The organism is Microbacterium sp. NPDC091382, assembly GCF_044757025.1.
Classification (GTDB): Bacteria; Actinomycetota; Actinomycetes; order Actinomycetales; family Microbacteriaceae; genus Microbacterium.
Genome location: NZ_JBIVUD010000001.1, coordinates 729191 through 746206, shown reverse-complemented (window position 1 = coordinate 746206; position 17016 = coordinate 729191). Strand labels below are relative to the sequence as shown.

The window sequence follows — 17016 nt, the reverse complement described above, 5'->3', positions numbered from 1 at the left end:
GCGTCTGTCGCGACGCATACGATGTGACCGTGGCTACGGGGGGTGGTGCGGGCGTCGTCGTCTTCTATCCCGCCGGCCGGGACCTCCCCGCATGGCGTGAGCGCCATACGGCCGGGGCAGCACCTGATCGGTGGCCGTACGGACTGGACCGACTCGACCGTTTCCTCCCCGTGGTCACCGCTCGGAACCTGCCGAATGTGTCATCCGCGGGCCGCGCCGCCCGCCGCCTGAAAGCCCTCCTGCCCCCCGGGCGTCGACCGGGTCGCCCTGTGGGCGTCACCTGGGACGAGAACGCGGGGGTGTTCCTGTCGACGACCGGGGCGCTGAGTGCGCGTTACTCGGGTGTCGTGTGGCTCACCGACAGCGTCGCACGACAAGGGGGATCAGCATTCCATGGGATGCGGCGCGCGATGCGACGGATGGATGGGCTCTGGGTTCTCTCGGATGCTCAGGTCGCTCCTCTCACCGACTTCCTCGGCTCGGGGGCACCGCCCGTCCACTACGTCCGTTTCGGGGTGGACCACGACTTCTTCCGGCACGTGACATACCCCGCGCGCCCACTCGTCGTCAGCGTGGGCGGTGACCGCGACCGCGATCCGGAGACCCTGCTCCGAGCGATGACGGCAGTGCGCCGCGCGCGTCCGGATGTCGACATCGTGGTGCAGAGCAAGACGAGCATCGATCCACCTGAGGGGGTGACCGTCATCCCGTATCTCACGCACGCCGAACTCCGCGACCTGTACGCGCGCGCATCAGTGGTCGCCATAGCGACCCGCCCGAACCTCCACGTCTCAGGCATGACAGTCGGCCTGGAGGCCCTGTCCACGGGGCGTCCGCTGGTGATCACGCGCACACCCGGTATGGATGACTATTTCGGAGGTACCACAGCAGCGCGCATGATCGATGTCGGTGACGCCGACGGGCTTGCTCGGGAAACCCTGGCCATGCTTGACGACCCGGTGTCGGCGTCCGTCGCGGGAACTGCGGGGCGCGCCCACGTCGAGGCGGGTTTCACCACGGCACAGCTCGCCGGTCGCATAGCCGACGTCATCCGATCGCGGTAGATTCGCCGGCCCGATGCATCCACTCGTGCGCCGCCTGCCGCCCATCGACGGGAGGGAGGTCCGAACGCACGTCGCCGGGTTCGCGAGAGCTGTTGACGGCCTCAATGAGCGCCGCCCCGAGGGCGGCCGAGACCTCCCGCTCCGGGATCACCCAATGGCCGTGGCGCGCGAGCCATTCCGAGATGCCGGTCTCCGTGGTCGTGACGACCAGGCATCCGGCCGCCAAGCCCTCGACGATCGGCAGCCCCACCTGCTCCCGCCACAGGGGCCGGCGGCGGGACGGCAGGACGAGGACCTTCGCGTTGCGGAGCAGCCGCGCGATGTCCGCCCGAGGAGGATCGATGACGGCGGTGACCCTGTCATCGGCTGAGGCAAGAGTCACCGCTTCCTCTGCACCGGGGCCGCGGCCGACGATCACAAGACGGGCATCGGGAAGAGCAGCCCTCACCTGAGGCCATGCAGCGATGACATCGGGGAACCCCTTCCGTTCCGAAAGATCCCCGAGGAAGAGGATGACCGGGTGACGGGCGGCATCTGCTCCATCCACCGGCGCCGGGAGCGCCTCGATCAGCGTGCTCACGGGCTGGCGCCCTGTCGTGCCGAAGGCCTTGCCGTAAACCACTCGCGCTTCCGAGGTGCCGTAGACGATCCGGTCCAGCGACCGCCACAGCACCGGCGTCGCGAGGTGCCTCAGGCGGTGACGCATCCTTGCCTTCAGCGGGAGGTTCCGCACCAGCACGTCGGGATCGAAGTTCTCGATGGCGTAGGAGACGGCCAGGGGGCGCGGTCGTCGTCGGAGCATTGCTCGGAACCGTGCCGCGGCGATGAACGACACGCTCGGCAGCGATGAATCGCCCGAGAGCGGCTCGTTCACCTCGACGATGTCGACGTCTGTGGACAGGGCATAGACGACCGACCGCCACAGGTTCCGGCGCTGCGCGTCGGATGCCGCGACGAGAGCCGGGTCGAAGTCGTATCTGTTGCGGCGGTACAGGATGACGGGCCGCGGCTCGACGGCCGCGGCCCGCTCCAGATGCGCGCTCCGCACGACCTCGTAGAGCTGGACGACACGGAGGTCCCGAGCGGTCGGATTCACTCGGCCCGCTCGCCTTCCACGGTCACGGTGCCGTCACGACCTCGACGTCGTCGAAGGTCAGCGCGACCGGCACATTGACCGTGGCGCTCGGAAGATAGCCGTAGAACCCGACGGATCCCGCCCCCTGCAGCGCAGCGGTCGCGTCAGTGCGCTCGATTTGCCAGGCCGTCGGCTCTGCGTCACCGGCCTTCCAGAACTTCGCGGCGATCGTCGTCGTCGTCGTCGTCTTGGTGTCGATCTCGAAGCGGTAGGTCTGCCCTGGGGCGATCGTCAAGCCCGCCGGTGATACGGCCGCTCCGACCGAGGTGCTGTCACCGCGGAGGACGTTGAGCTTGACGGTTCCGTCGGCCGCGACCCGAACCCGCACCAGCCACTGGGTGGTGCCCACTCGTCGAGCGATGACGCCGACGTACATGCCCTCATTTACCTTGTCGACGGAGAACGCCCCGGTCAGCGACGTGGACGTGCTGTCGATCACGGGCGTGTCGGCGAAGAGGGACGTCCCCGCCCCGACGGACATCTTGCCCACACCATCGGCAACCGAGAAGCGGTTCGCCGTACCGCGCGTCGTCCACGCTGCCCCGCTGTCCGACGTCCCCCAGCCTCCTGTCGTCGAACGACCGAAGGCATCGGCGAAGAGGACACCGGCTGCGGGCGCCGTCACCGTCACCTGCTGCGTCTTCGTGTCCGTCGCCCCGTCATCGTCGGTCACGGTCAGGCTGATCGTGTAGGTGCCGGCGGCTCGATATGTGTACGACGCCGTGGCACCTGTCGCGGTGCCCGCGTCGGAATCTCCGAACTGCCAGGCGTACGACGCGATCGTCCCATCGGAATCACTCGATGTCCTCCCGTCCACGGCGACCGTGAGACCCGTCGGCGTCCGAGTGAACGCCGCCGTCGGCGCCGCGTTGAGTGCGGGAGCGGCAACCGTCACATCGTGGGTGACCGTGGCCGTCGCCCCGTCGTCGTCCGTCACGGTGAGCCGGACGGTGTAGGTACCCGCCTCCGTGTACGTGTGCGACGCGGTGGATCCAGTGCCGGTGGCCCCTGCCGGGTCGCCGAAATTCCAGGCGTACGACGCGATGGAACCGTCGGAGTCAGATGAGCCGGTGCCGTCGACATCGACCTTGAGCCCTGCCTTGGTGTGCGTGAATGCGGCCATGGGTGCCGAGTTGCCCGTCGGGGGCACCGCGGCATCCGGGTCGACAGCCACGATGCGGTCGAAGGACACGGTCACCGGATCATTCGTCACCGCAGAAGGAAGGAATCCGAAGACCCCGATCCGGCCGGGTGCCTGCAGCGCTGCCGTCGTGTCGGTCACTTCGCGCTGCCACGTCGGTTCGGTGCCGGTAGCCGGCCACACCTTCGCCTTGAGCGCGGTCGGCGACGTTCCGGCGACCTCGAACATGGCGTGGTACTTCGGGCCGGCCTGAATGGTGAACGGCAGCAGGAGCGAGGAACCGATCGCCGTCGATCCGTTGCGCAGAACGTAGAGGCGGGCAGCGCCGTCGGCGCTGATCCTCACCCGGAGCACATAGCTGTCGGAACCGATCTGACGTCCGGTGACGGCGACGTACGTGCCCTCGGCCAGCTTGTCGACGGAGAAGACGGTGTCGACACGGACCCGGTCGGTGTTCACCGACGTCGCGTCGGCGTACACGGTGGTCGCCTTCGGCAGAATCAGGTTCCCGCTTCCGTTCGCGACCGAGTACCGGCTCGCCACCGAGCGAAGCGACCAGTTGCCCCCGATGTCGGCGGTGCCCCACCCCGAGCCCGCCGTCCGCGAGAACTCGTCCAGGAACAAGGGGGTCGTCGTCGAGGGTGCGGTCACCGTCACGGTTGCGGTCTTCGAATCCGTCGCCCCGTCGTCGTCCGTCACCGTGAGCGTGATCGTGTACTCGCCTGCGCTCTTGTACTCGTGCGACGCCGTCGCGCCGGTGGCGGTGCCGCCGTCACCGAACGCCCACGCGTACGAGGCGATGGAGCCATCGGTGTCGGTGGACGCCGCGCCGGTGACGGCGACGGACAGATCGGACACGGTCGAGGTGAAGGCTGCCGTCGGCGCCGCGTTGGCGGGTGCCGCGACGACGACATCGAGGGTCGCCTTGGCTGTTGCACCGTCGTCGTCGGCGACCGTCAGTGTGACGGTGTATGAACCCGCCTCGGCGTAGGTGTGGCTCGGCGAGGGTGAGGTGTCGGTGCGCCCGTCGCCGAAGTCCCACGCGAAGGAGGCGATCGAGCCGTCGCTGTCGGTCGAACCCGATGACGAGAACGTCGCATCGAGGCCGACAGCGCTCCAGAAGGCCTGGGCGGTCGGCGGCTGATTCGCCACCACCGTGATCGGCACCTGCATCGTGTTCGTGGCGCCGTCATCGTCGGTCACCTTCAGAGTGACGGTGTAGTCCCCCCCCGACTGATAGCGGTGCGACGGATCGATGTCGGTCGACGTGCCACCGTCGCCGAAGTCCCAGGCGTAGGAGGCGATGGTGCCGTCGGGGTCCGATGACCCCGACCCCTGGAAGGATGCCGCGAGGTGGTCAAGCGAGTAGGTGAACTGAGCGGTCGGAGCCAGATTCGGCGTCTGTCCCGTCGAGCCGACGGAGTAATGCTGTGACACCTCGGCCGCCGTGAGTGCGCGACTGTAGATCGCGGTCTCGTCGTAGCTCCCGGCGAGGAACGGCGACGACGAGCCCCAGGTGGTGTCACCTCCCACCCGCCAGTAGCCGTTGTACCCCTGCGCCTGGGTCTGCGGATTCGTCCCCACAGAGACACCGTCGACGTACATCGCCATGCCGGCGGGTCCCTGCGTGGCGACCAGGTGGTGCCACTGACCGTTGTTGTACGCGTTCTGCGAGGTGATCGTGTTCGCCTGACCCGTCCACGTACCGAACACCAGCTGCCCGTTGTCCTGCATGTAGACGTGTCGGTCGTAGTTCGACGACGTCCCTGACTGGGCATCCCCGAAGCCGACGATCTTGCCGCCCTGCGTGGAGGTCGTCTTGAACCAGGTCTCCGCGGTGAAGGCGCCAGGGGACCCGAACTGGGCGACCGAGTAGACGTTGGACCACCCCGAGAGCGAGATGCCGGGGTCCGACGTCCCCGAGATCGCACCGGGGACGTCGCGCGTCACCGTGCCCGCGATGGCGCCGGCGTATCCCGAGGTGCCGCTGTCCGCCACGCTGGTGCCCGACGTCTCGCTGTAGCGCCAGTAGAGGTCCGGTTCGGAGCTGTAGACGACTGCGCCATAGGCGTCCGTCGGAGCCTCCGGCACGTCCAACATCCGGCCCGACTTGCGGTAGTGCGACTGCACCTCGGCGAGCGTCAGCGCTTGTCCGTAGACCGCCACATCGTCGATGGTGCCCGTGAGGCGCGAAGAAGACGGCTGGTTCGGCCATCCGCCGATGTTGTCGCCTCCCACACGCCAGAATCCGGAGTACGCCTGACCCGAGGTCGTGTCCGCGCGCTGCGCGACGCGTTTTCCGTCGAGGTACAGCTTCATCCCGTCGGTGCTCAGGCTCGCCACGATGTGGTGCCACTGACCGTCGTTGTACCCCGCACCGGAGTTCACCGTCCGCACACCGCCGGGATAGACACCGAACCAGATGCGGCCATCGTTGTCCATGTAGACGTGCCGGTCGTAGCTGCTCGAATCCCCACTCGAGCTGTTGCCGAACCCGATGATCTTGCCGCCGGCGGTCGAGGTCGTCTTCACCCAGCTCTCGACCGTGAAGACGTCGGACCCCTCGATCGAGTCCGTCGTCGCGGCGAACGCCCCGTTCGCGAAGGACTTGGCGGTGTCGGGATCGGAGCCGATCGCGCCTGCCGACGACTCGACGGTGCCGCTGATGGTCAGGTCGGACGTGCCCGCCCAGTCGCTGGAGGTGGAGGAATCCGGGTCGGAGAGACGCCAGAAGTGCTCGGCGTCGTCCTTGAAGACCTCTTTCGCATAGTCACCAAGGGTGGCGTCCGACACGGTGAGTGTGACCCAGCTCGACTTCGCGACGTTCCCGTAGGGATCGGTCGCGACCACGCGGTAACGGTGCGAACTGCCCGGCTGCAGACCGGTGTCGGTGAGGGTCTCGGTCTGCGGCTTCCAGAAAACCGTCGAGATGGTCTTCTCCGAGATGGGCGCGGATGCCTCGGAGTCCCGGTAGACCCGGTACGTCAGGGTCGTGTCGTCCCGATCCCAGTTCGTCGGGTACTTCACGCGGACCTCGCCCGCCGAGAAGGACTTCGCAGAGAAGTTCCACGCGTCGCCCGACAGACGCGGGCCCTGTTTGTTCGGCGCGATCGCGCGGGTTCCGTACCGGACGAGGCCCTGCTGCCGAGTGCCGTTGACCACCGGGAACTCGCCGCCGTAGATGACGTAATCGGAGTTGCCCGTGACGGTCCACACCGCCTGTCCGGTGCCGGTGAAAGTGCCCGGCGTCGTCTGCGGGAACCAGTTCAGGAGCTCGGGTCGCGGGGTTCCCGGGTGGTCGGGATAGCCGTAGATGTCACGTGTGTTGGTGCCTCGTGCATCGGTGGTCCAGGCGGTGGAGTGGTAGAAGCTCCACGGATCCGTCTGGGGGAAACCGCCGCTGTTCCCGCAGTAGTGCTTGTGGCTGGCCGAGTAGGCGATGTCGTTGACGATCGCGATGTCGTAGGTGTCACCGTGGCAATCCTCGATCCAGGCGATCGCACCGTCCGCCCAGTTCACGGCGAAAGTGCCCTCGGTATTGCCGGTGCCGTTGAAGTGCCACCCGGCTCCGTAGAACTTCGTTCCATCGGTGTCGAGGCTCATGAAACCCGCAGTCTCACCTGCGTTGCGCACCTGGGTGTTGGCGGGAAGCGGCAGTCCCGCGCCGCTGGATCCGTCGGCGAGGTAGAGCCCGAACCCGGGGTTGTCGCCACCGCCGACGGACGTGAAGTTCCCCGAGATGGCGACACGGTCACCGGTGGGGTTCACGGCGATGCTCTGCACCTGGCCGTTGTCGATGGGCACCGCGAAGGGCTGCACGGCGGTGCCGGCGGCGTTCAGCTTCACGATGCGCTGGCGCGCCTGGCCGGCGACGGAGGTGAAGTACCCGCCGACGTACACGCCGGTGGACGTCGCGTAGACCGTCTTGCCGATGTTGTTGAGCCCAACGGTTCCCGACACGAGGCTGCCGCTGGGGATGTCGAGCACAGCGAAGCGCTGCCGGCTCTGGCCGTTGACCTGGCTGAAGGAGCCGGTGACGTAGAGCTTCTTGCCATCCGGAGAAGCGGCGAGCTCATTGATCCGGTTGTTGAAGCTCGGGGCGAACGAGGTGATCAATGCACCCGTCGTCAGGTTGTAGGCGAGGATGTTGCCTCGCGCCGAGAGGTTGGTCCCGGGTGCGGCGCCTGCCGGCCTCGCGTTCGAGAACTGCCCTGCTGCGTAGACCGTGTTGCCCACGATCACCTGCGACCACACGACGCCGCCGTCGATCTGAACGGTGGGCAGCGCATCGGCAGTCACCGTCTCGGGCAATGCCGCAGCCGCGGCCGCCGCCGGCGGATCTGCCGCCACTGCCGCTGAGGGCACCAGTCCGAACGTGAGTCCGGCCGCGACGACAGTCGCGATCATCATTGACAGAGCCGCTCGGCCCGCAGAAATCGTCCCCACGATTTGCATCCCCTATATACGCGCCTGCACGCACGCAGAGCGCGCGATGCCGACGGGTCCCCAGAAATCCCCCCAAAGGATTTCTCGCACAACATACGCCATAACGAGTGTTCTGCGCGAACTGTTTTCGAGAATTGCTTCTCAGCGATCAGCCGATATCGCCCTCGAAGGCGATAAGGGGGTCTGAAACGGACAGATCGACTTCGATCCTGACGTCCGTTCGTTGGCTCTCGGGCAGCTCGAAGACGAAGGCTCCCTCGACTGTCTTGCCCGGCCCGACCTCGGAGGGGAAGGCCCGGCCCGCCGGCTTCGTGATCGGGCTCGCCTGGAGGTCCGTCGACCCCGCATACAAGGTGACGGCAGCCGTGGTCAGATCGATCGACTTCTCGGAACCGTTCTTCACCTCGACGGTGACGCGGACCGCTGGACCGCTCACCTCCCCGGGGAGGACGGCTTCGCCCCGGACGCTCTCGATGCGGCTCACCGACACCGTCGGCCCCCCGGCGACCGCAGCGGGGGCGTCGAAGTCAACCGGCGGAAGAGTCTCGCGGGCATCCGGCGTCGCCCTGCCGGGAGCCGACGATCCGTTCCCGTCGGCGACGGGCGTCGCTGTCGACCCGCCGGGAGCCGAGCTCTCACTCGGCGTGGGCCTCGCAGACGCGTCGTCAGCCGTCGGCGAGGAGCTGGAACCCGCGACTCCCGGCGACTCGGACCCTCCGCCGCCGCTCAGGCCCACCGCGAGCGCGATGCCGGCCCCGACCACCACCGCGGCGGCCACCGCGATCGCGACGATCGCCTTTCGCGGAGCGCGGCGCGGCTCCTCTCGGAGTAGTTCCTCGAACTCGTCGCGGTCTCGCGCGAACGCTTCGTCGTCCTTCATCCTGACTTCGTCCTCCCCCATGAACGTGCCGTCCTCCCCAGTGGACGCGCCGCACGATTCGCACAGATACTAGCCCCTGGCGGCCGCCCTCACACGGCCGAAATCGGCTCCCAACCGCTCGTCCGCGATACGACGCGCGTCGCGCACACCGCGGAAGTAGGCCCGCCATGGTGCCGACGACCTGAGCAGTTGTGCGCGCCCGCCACGGAGGATCACCTCACGAGCGGATGCCGTGACACCGGCTCGCCAGCGACGGATCCCTTCCTCGTCGAGGAAGCGCGTGGCGAAGAGCATCCGATTGCGGATGTTGAAGTAGTAATACGTCTCGGACTTGGCGCGGTTCGGCTGGCGACGCGATCGATGCGTCGCGCCCTCGTCGTGCACGGCGACCGAGTCCGTCACCACCTTCACCGTTCCGCCCGCGAGCACGACCCTGCGGGAGAAGTCGACATCCTCCCAGTACAGGAAGTAGTCCTCGTCGAAGCCACCCGTCGCATGCCAGAGCGCTGCCGTGAACCACAGGCAGGCGCCCGTCAACCACTCCCACGTCGCCTCGCCCGGATGCTGTGCACGCTTGGCGTGACTGCGGGTGCGGCCATCGACGAGCGAGACGTCCGATCCCGCGAACCAGACGGCGCCGGCGGGCGTGACGATCCGCGGCGCGCACAGGACGAGCGGTGCGTCGGCGGTCGCCTTACGGAGAACGTCGATGGAGTCTCCTCCCATCTGCGCGTCGGGGTTGAGAAGGAGCAGGCCGCGTGCTCCCGCTTCGAGAGCGGCCGCCACGCCGAGATTGACTCCGCCGCCGAAACCGGTGTTCGTGTCCGGCTCGACGAGCGTCCAGCCTTGCCGATGAGCGAGATCGCGCATGCGTTCGCGCTCCGCAGAAGTCGTGGGGTTGTCGACCACGACGACGATGTCGGGCGTCGCCTCCGCGACGGTCGCGGCGAGATTCACCTCGAGGAGCGCGCTGGAGCCGTAGTTGACGACTACGACAGCCCATTCGCCGCCGTCAGCCGACACGGCGCATCTCGCGGAACCACTTGACCGCCGCGGCGACCAGGAAGAGCACGTTCACCGTGAACAGCGCGGCATAGACCACCAGGAACAGCGGCGACACCCCCCAGAGGAGGAAGACGAGACAGACCGCCCCGAAGTCGGTCGGCAGGAGCAGCAGCGACCGACCGAGTGTGCCACCGGCACGCTCGTGAGTCGATGCCACGCCCCGCGCACCCTTCAGAAGATCGTTCAGGATCATCCCGAAGAAGGTGACGGTCGCGACGATCGAGTAGCCGATCGGTACGAGCAGAGCGGCCTCGTCGAGGCCGCCGAATCGGTAGAGCCCGATGAGGACGGCGAGATGAAGACTCGCGATCTTCAGCGCATCCACGAAATGGTCGAGCCACTCGCCGGCGACCGTTCCGCCGCCGAGCAGCCGAGCGACCTGACCGTCGGCAGAGTCCCAGGCGTAGCCGGCCACCAGCAGAGCGGCGATGAGGATCCCGGACCACCAGGTCGCCGGCACCGAAGCGGCGAGCGCGATGCCGACGAAGGTGTGAGCGGCACTGACCAGAGTGACCTGATTGGGCGTGAGGCCGAACCGGTACGCGATGGCGGCGAACAGACGGCCGATCCGGCGGTTGACGTACACGGAGTAGGCCGGTGCTCCGCGGGCATGTCCCTTCTGCGCCCCGCGCAGTCTCGCCATCGTCTCGGCGAGACTGGTCGCGGCGGAGTCCGTGGTCGTCATCTGAGTGCTCCTCGCAGGTGTCGTGCGCGTGGGTTGCGAAGGGGTGCCGGAGCACGGACCGGCACCGCTGTCCTGGCGTCGAAACGGCGTTCCCGAGTGCACCCGTCGAAGGGCGTCCGCACCGGTGCGGTGACGCGCGACAGTGCCTTCCTCGCGCTCGTGTCCCCTACGAGCGAAGTCATTCGCGCCACCCCCAGCAGCTCGACATTCGCGGGCGCCGGAGGCGCCCATCCCCACGGACAGTATGACGTGCGAACCCGATGTTGTCTCGCGCGTGTGCCAGCAGTGTCCGGTGGGATGCGGAAGGGGAGGCTGAAATCGGGTGGAGCCGCCGGGCTCCCCCGACCTGCCAGACTGTCCGCTATGTCGACCGGCGACCGCCTGCGCGTGATGCAATCTTTTGGAGCACCGCGACCCACGTCCAATCCCTACATCCATATGCTGGATGCCGCGTTGGAGTCCGAACCCGGAATCGAGCACCTGCGATTCGACCGTAGGACCGCGTTGCTCGGACGCTACGACGTCCTGCATCTCCACTGGCCGGAGACTCTTTTCGGCGGAGCGACGCCGACCAAGCGGGTCGCCCGACGCCTGTTCGGCACCATGCTCGTCGCCCGTCTCCGACTCACCCGGGTCGCGATCGTCCGCACGATGCACAACGTCGAACTCCCCGACGTCGATTCGCGCTGGGAGCGGCTGCTCCTGCAGTGGATCGACCGTCGCGCCGACTTCCACATCCGCCTCAACGAGTCGACACCGGTGCGCAGCGGCATCCCGTCGGCAGTGATCCCGCACGGCCATTACCGCGACTGGTTCGCCGACGTCGATCCCGTCCCCACGGCGACGCGATCGCTCGGTTTCGTCGGTCTGGTGCGCCGTTACAAGGGGGTCGAGACGCTCATCGAACGGTTCCGGGGGACGGCATCCCGCCTCCCGGATTGGACCCTGCGGATCTCGGGGAGCCCGTCGACCCCGCAGCTCGCCGCCGAGATCCGGGAGCTCGCGTCGCCGGATGATCGCGTCTCAGTGGACCTGCGCTACCTGTCGGAGGACGACTTCGCCCGCGCGGTCATGTCCGCGGCGGGCATCGTCCTGCCGTACCGCTTCATGCACAACTCGGGCACCGCCCTCGCGGCGCTCTCGCTGGACCGTCCCGTCCTCGTCCCCCGCAACGAGGTGAACGAGGCGCTCGCCCTCGAGGTGGGCGAGGAGTGGGTGACGATGTTCGACGGCGACCTGACGGCGGACGCACTGACGGCCTTCGCGGAAGCGAGGAGCGACGTCCCCGCGGCCGGGCCCGATCTGAGCGACCGCGGATGGTCACTCGTCGGCGCCCGCCATCGGGAGGCGTACGCAGACGCAGTGCGGGCGCGGCGGGGGCACCCGTGAGCTCATGGGCGCGGGTGCTGATCGCGGTGCCGTCGTACCGCCGGCCCGAGCGCCTCGCCCGCCTGCTCGCCGCTCTCGCTGCTCAGCGGGAGGACGTCATCCCTCACCGCGCAGAGGTGATCGTGATCGACAACGATCCGGCGGGGAGTGCCGAGAAACCCGCTCAGACGGCGTCGGTGCATTACCGGCTCGAGCCCCGCCCCGGACTCGCCGCGGTCCGGAACACCGCGCTCGACGAGGCCCTGTCGAGAGACGTCGACGCCCTCGTCTTCATCGACGACGACGAGGTCCCCGCCCCCGGATGGCTGCGGGCACTGATCTCGCCGTGGGCGGCGGGGACGGCGGATCTGGTCTCGGGCCGCGTGGAATCCGAATTCGACGTCGCCCCCGACGAGTGGATCGTCGCCGGAGGGTTCTTCCGACGCGTCCGGTTCGCCGACGGTGAGCGGATGCCGGCGGCCCCGACGAACAACCTGTTGATCGACGTGTCCGTGCTCCGCACGACAGAGGTCCGCTTCGACGAGGAGTTCGGGCGCACCGGCGGTGAGGACATCCACTTCACGTCCGCGCTCGCCCGGCGCGGCGCGCGCATCGTGGCAGCTCCGCAGGCCGTCGTGACGGACCACGTCCCGGCGGACCGGGCGACGGCCTCGTGGGTCCTGCGCCGCGCCTTCCGCGTCGGGACGACGACTGCCCGCAGCGACATCCGGCTCACCGACGGCGCCGCGCGCACCTTCCGGCGCCGCCTCCGCTGGCTCGCGGTCGGGCTGGCTCGCGCTCTCGCCGGCACCGGTCGCTGGCTCCTCGGCGTCGTCACGCGTTCCACGGTGCACCGGGCCCGCGGTGCGCGGCTGGCGGCGCGCGGGGCCGGGATGGCCGCGGGCGGCGCGGGGTTCCGCTACCTCGAGTACCGGCCGCGGAAGGCCCCGTGACGCTCACGACCGCCGTGGTGTAGTGTCCAGGCATCGGGCTTTGGGGGCCCGGTTCGAGTTGGGGCTCGATTTAGCTGGCTGGGGAGCTTGCTATGACTGTGCGTATCGGATACGCCGCGGGGGCGTTCGATCTGTTCCACGTGGGACACCTGAACATCCTTCGACACGCGAGGGAGCACTGCGACCTGCTCATCGCGGGCGTCGTCAGCGACGAGATGCTGCGCGAGGTGAAGGGCGTCGACCCGTTCATCCCGACGGCCGAGCGGGCAGACATCGTCCGCGGCATCCGCTTCGTCGACCACGTCCACGTCGAGCGCGTACCCGACAAGCTGGCCGTCTGGCGCGAGGTCGGGTTCACGCACTTCTTCAAGGGCGACGACTGGCGCGGGACCGAGAAGGGGAACCGTCTCGAGCGCGAGTTCGGCGAGGTCGGTGTCGAGGTCGTCTACTTCCCGTACACCGCGCACACCTCGAGCACACAGCTCCGTCGCGCCCTCGAGGTCGCCTCTGCCGAGACGCTGTACGAACAGCGCCGTTCCGAGCCGGCGTGACCGCCGCGCCTGGCGACGCCTCGCGCTCGTCGGACTCCGACGGCGTCATCGAGCTGTTCGTCGGGCAGGTGCTCGCCCTCTACCCGGTGCGCATCAAGCACGGACCGACCGCGCGGATCCCGCCGCCGACGCTGCCTCGCATCTTCCCGCGTTCACCCGAGCCGGGCACGCCGATCGGCGACGGGAGCGCGCGGTCGATGCGCACGCGGACGTACACCGTCTTCGTGGACGCGCCGGGCCACGGCATCCTCACGGTCGGCGAATTCCAGATCGAGGTCGTCCTGCTCCCCCTCGACACCGAGACCCCGATGCAGGCCACGGTCTTCCGCGTCGCGACCATCACGGGTCGGATCATCGAAGTCACCGGAGTGGTCATCGACCCGCAACTGGATGCCGCCGGCTGAGTCGTCGACCTTTCGAGACCTGTCCCGCCCACCGTCGTGCGGGGCAGACGGCGAGAGCCGCACCCCTGTGGACGGGGTGCGGCTCTCGACCTGGATGCTGCGGCTCAGCGGCCGCCGCGGCGACCTGCACCGTTCTGACGGACCACCGATCCGACGGTGAGCGCACCGCCGCCGGTCGCCCGACGGCCGGTGCGACGGGTGCCACCGGTCGGAGCGGCCTTCGGGGTGCCGTGCGTCGTGGGCTGGCCGGCCGAACGCGCGGCCTGGCCGTCGCGGCGCGGCGCGTCGGAGGAGCGACGCGAGGCGTCGGACGTGCGGCCCTGACCGCGTCCGCGACCACCCTCACCGCGTCCGCCGCCCTGCCCGCGGCCGCCGCCCTGGCCCTCGCGGGCGGCGCGCTTGCGCTGCGCGTTCGCGCCCTGACTCTGCCCACCACCGCGGACCTGCGGCTGCTCGGGTGCCGGGGTCACGTGCGGGGCGATCTCGCCGACGAGCTCGACGACCGACGCGGATGCCGCGGTCACGGTCTCGGGCGTGACGGAGATCGACGCCTTGCGCAGCAGCTGGTCGACGTCGCGACGCTGCTCGGGCAGGACCACTGTGACGACGGCGCCCTCGGCACCGGCCCGGGCGGTACGGCCCGAGCGGTGCAGGTACGCCTTGTGCTCCATGGGCGGGTCGACGTGGACGACGAGTTCCACATTGTCGACGTGCACACCTCGTGCGGCGACGTCGGTCGCGACGAGCACGCGGGCGGAGCCGTCCGAGAACGCGGCCAGGTTCCGGTCGCGCTGCGGCTGCGAGAGGTTCCCGTGCAGGTCGACCGAGGGGATGCCCTGCGACGTCAGCTGTTTGGCGAGCTTCTTCGCGGCGTGCTTGGTGCGCAGGAACAGGATGCGGCGACCGGTGCCCGAGGCGAGGAAGCGAACGAGCTCCTTCTTCTCATCGGAGCCGGGCACGTGGAAGACGTGATGAGTCATCGCGGCGACGGGCGAGTGCGCCTCGTCGACCGAGTGCAGCACCTCGTTCTGCAGGAAGCGGTTCACGAGCTTGTCGACGCCGTTGTCCAGCGTCGCGCTGAACAGCATACGCTGCGCGCCCTGCGGGGTCGCGTTCAGGATGCGGGTGACGCCGGGCAGGAAGCCGAGGTCGGCCATGTGGTCGGCCTCGTCGATGACGGTGATCTCGACGGCATCCAGGCTCACGAGCTTCTGCTGCATGAGGTCCTCGAGGCGGCCGGGGCAGGCCACGATGATGTCGGCGCCGGCGCGGATCGCCTCGACCTGACGGTTCTGGTTCACGCCGCCGAAGACGGTGGCGGTCTTCATGCCGTAGGCCGCGGCGAGCGGTGCGAGGGTGCGGTCGATCTGCGTCGCGAGCTCACGGGTGGGCGCGAGGACGAGACCCAGGATGCGTCCGCGGCGACGCGTGCCGCCGGCGAGGCCCTGCCCGAGACGGGCGACCATGGGGATCGAGAAGGCGAGGGTCTTTCCCGAGCCGGTGCGACCGCGGCCGAGCACGTCGCGACCGGCGAGCGTGTCGGGCAGGGTGTCGACCTGGATCGGGAACGGGCTGGTCTTGCCCTCCGCGGCGAGCGCGGTGATGAGGGGGGCGGGCACGCCGAGCGTGCCGAACGTGGGTTCAGTCATGACAGAGCTAACTCGGGCGTGTTCGCCCGGATCGGTGTCCCGAGTGCGGATGCGCAGACGGGTGCGCCGTGAGAAGGAGTCGCCAGCGACGATCAGAGGATCGGCAGCGGATGATGCGTTCTACGACGCGAGGGGCACCAGGAAAGGCGCCGCAACCCGTTCAGCCTATCAGGCGCCTCGGGGAAGGGCCTCTCAGAGGTCTCGGCTCGAGACGGCGAACGTGTCGCACGCTGACGGGCCGCCCTCGTATCCGGCCATGAACCAGCGTTGACGCTGCTCGCTCGAGCCGTGGGTCCAGCTCTCCGGGTTCACGCGCCCGGACTGCGCCTGGATGTGGTCGTCGCCGACGGCCGCGGCAGCGGAGAGCGCGTCGTCGATCTGCGCGCGCGTCGGTTCGAGCAGGTAGGGCTGGCCGGCGGCATCCGTCTGCTCCGGGGCGTCGGCCGCCCAGGCTCCCGCGTAGCAGTCGGCCTGCAGCTCGGTGCGGACGGCGTTGCTGTCTTGGCCCGTGCCGTCCCGGGGGTGGTCGTCGAAGACGCCCGTCAGATGCTGGACGTGGTGGCCGTACTCGTGGGCGAGCACGTAGAGCTGGGCGAAGTCGCCGCCCTCGGCGCCGAGCTGTCCGCGGAGGATGGACCAGAAGGTCGGGTCGATGTAGACGGTCTCGTCGGTCGGGCAGTAGAACGGGCCCGTCTGATTGGATGCCGTGCCGCACGGCGTCTGCGTCTGCTGATCGACGATGACGAGGCTCGGCGCCCGGTAGTCACCGCCGAACTGACCCTCCCAGTAGGAGTTGATGACCTCTTCTCCGGCGTCGAGCCGGCATGCATCGTCGTTGTTGGCGTCGCTGCCGGTCTGGCAGTTCGTCAGTGCGGTCCCCTGCTCCTGGCCGCCGCCGCCCGGCGAGCCACCGAGCAGGCCGCTGAAGTCCTGGCCCGTGAAGAGGGAGAACAGCAGGACGGCGATGCCGATCACCCCGACCCCGGCGCCACCGGCGATCATCGGACCGCGGCCGCCGCGACGGGTCGCGCTCTTGCCCCGCACATCCGCGTTCGGGTTGAAGGTCATGCGGCGACGGTACTCCCGGCGCTGCGTCGGACGACACGGGTTGCGTCCGCGGCCGGAACCGTACTCGCACCTCCGCGGCACCGGCTATCGGACACAATGGGGCGATCGGACACAATGGAGTGCGACGGCGCTGATCGCGTCGTCGCACGCGGAGGAGATCACAGTGGACGCACGCGCGGACGAACCGGCGCCCGGGGACTACGCGGAGTCTCGCCTCATCGCGATCCCCGACGATCCCACGACGGATGCCCCCGGCTTCGCCGCCCTGCACCCCAACCCCGAATGGTGGCTGGCCCTCCCCGCCGGCTCGCGGCTCGTGGGTCTCGTCGTCTCACGCCCGGACATGCCGAGCGTCGTCGCGCAGCGTGAGGCGCTCGCGCAGTTCGGCGTGCCGATCGAAGGGTTCCGGCATCCCGCCCCGGACATCGGCGAGACGTGGGAGGAACGGCTCACGCGCCTGTTCGGGCGCCTCGGCGCCGGAGACGTGCTCGTCGTGACCGACGTGAAGGCGCTCGGCCGCGACACGCACGAGGAGACGCGGACGGTCGCGGAGCTGCGCCGCCGCTCGGTCATCGTGAAGGTGCTCGACCGGGCCTGATCCGTCGGG

The 17016-nt window shown here is 69.0% G+C and carries 13 protein-coding genes; 6 read left to right on the top strand and 7 right to left on the bottom strand.

From position 1 onward, the window contains the following. The first annotated feature begins 29 nt into the window (after positions 1-29). The gene (locus tag ACIQLK_RS03620; RefSeq protein ID WP_400362939.1) at positions 30-1064 is read left to right on the top strand and encodes a glycosyltransferase family 4 protein; all 1035 of its coding nucleotides are present in this window, start codon (positions 30-32) and stop codon (positions 1062-1064) included. Here ACIQLK_RS03620 and ACIQLK_RS03615 read toward each other — a convergent pair. The 5 genes from ACIQLK_RS03615 to ACIQLK_RS03595 form a co-directional block, all read right to left on the bottom strand. Next, positions 1048-2160 (bottom strand): glycosyltransferase, encoded by a 1113-nt coding sequence (locus ACIQLK_RS03615; RefSeq protein WP_400362938.1) that lies wholly within the window; start codon positions 2158-2160, stop codon positions 1048-1050. The genes ACIQLK_RS03620 and ACIQLK_RS03615 overlap by 17 nt on opposite strands. Before the next feature lie 22 nt (positions 2161-2182). Further along, positions 2183-7750: a PKD domain-containing protein gene (locus ACIQLK_RS03610; RefSeq protein ID WP_400362937.1), complete on the bottom strand. Its 5568-nt coding sequence runs from the start codon at positions 7748-7750 to the stop codon at positions 2183-2185. A 184-nt stretch (positions 7751-7934) separates the two neighbouring features. Next, positions 7935-8666, bottom strand: a complete 732-nt coding sequence (locus ACIQLK_RS03605; protein WP_400362936.1) for a DUF4352 domain-containing protein — start codon at positions 8664-8666, stop codon at positions 7935-7937. 69 nt (positions 8667-8735) lie between these two features. Beyond that, the gene (locus tag ACIQLK_RS03600) at positions 8736-9689 is read right to left on the bottom strand and encodes a glycosyltransferase family 2 protein (protein WP_400362935.1); all 954 of its coding nucleotides are present in this window, start codon (positions 9687-9689) and stop codon (positions 8736-8738) included. Continuing rightward, positions 9679-10416, bottom strand: coding sequence for a CDP-alcohol phosphatidyltransferase family protein (locus tag ACIQLK_RS03595; protein ID WP_400362934.1), 738 nt, complete (start codon positions 10414-10416; stop codon positions 9679-9681). The genes ACIQLK_RS03600 and ACIQLK_RS03595 overlap by 11 nt, the downstream gene beginning before the upstream one ends. A 363-nt stretch (positions 10417-10779) precedes the next feature. Between ACIQLK_RS03595 and ACIQLK_RS03590 the strand changes: the two genes are divergently transcribed. The 4 genes from ACIQLK_RS03590 to ACIQLK_RS03575 all read left to right on the top strand — a co-directional run bounded on the left by ACIQLK_RS03590 (position 10780) and on the right by ACIQLK_RS03575 (position 13692). Continuing rightward, complete coding sequence (locus ACIQLK_RS03590; RefSeq protein WP_400362933.1) at positions 10780-11805, top strand: glycosyltransferase; 1026 nt, start codon at positions 10780-10782, stop codon at positions 11803-11805. Then, positions 11802-12737, top strand: coding sequence for a glycosyltransferase family 2 protein (locus ACIQLK_RS03585; protein WP_400362932.1), 936 nt, complete (start codon positions 11802-11804; stop codon positions 12735-12737). Before ACIQLK_RS03590 ends, ACIQLK_RS03585 begins: the two co-directional genes overlap by 4 nt. A gap of 92 nt (positions 12738-12829) precedes the next feature. Beyond that, positions 12830-13288: an adenylyltransferase/cytidyltransferase family protein gene (locus tag ACIQLK_RS03580; protein ID WP_400362931.1), complete on the top strand. Its 459-nt coding sequence runs from the start codon at positions 12830-12832 to the stop codon at positions 13286-13288. Beyond that, the gene (locus ACIQLK_RS03575; protein WP_400362930.1) at positions 13285-13692 is read left to right on the top strand and encodes a hypothetical protein; all 408 of its coding nucleotides are present in this window, start codon (positions 13285-13287) and stop codon (positions 13690-13692) included. The genes ACIQLK_RS03580 and ACIQLK_RS03575 overlap by 4 nt, the downstream gene beginning before the upstream one ends. 104 nt (positions 13693-13796) lie before the next feature. Here the strand turns inward: ACIQLK_RS03575 and ACIQLK_RS03570 are convergent, their stop codons facing one another. Together ACIQLK_RS03570 and ACIQLK_RS03565 are read right to left on the bottom strand one after the other, a co-directional pair. Continuing rightward, positions 13797-15341 carry a DEAD/DEAH box helicase gene (locus ACIQLK_RS03570; RefSeq protein ID WP_400362929.1) on the bottom strand — a complete coding sequence of 515 codons (1545 nt, stop codon included), beginning with the start codon at positions 15339-15341 and terminating at the stop codon, positions 13797-13799. Between the two features lie 192 nt (positions 15342-15533). Beyond that, positions 15534-16409, bottom strand: coding sequence for a neutral zinc metallopeptidase (locus ACIQLK_RS03565; RefSeq protein ID WP_400362928.1), 876 nt, complete (start codon positions 16407-16409; stop codon positions 15534-15536). Positions 16410-16572: 163 nt separating this feature from the next. Between ACIQLK_RS03565 and ACIQLK_RS03560 the strand changes: the two genes are divergently transcribed. Further along, positions 16573-17007 (top strand): recombinase family protein, encoded by a 435-nt coding sequence (locus ACIQLK_RS03560; RefSeq protein WP_400362927.1) that lies wholly within the window; start codon positions 16573-16575, stop codon positions 17005-17007. The last annotated feature ends 9 nt before the right edge of the window (positions 17008-17016 follow it).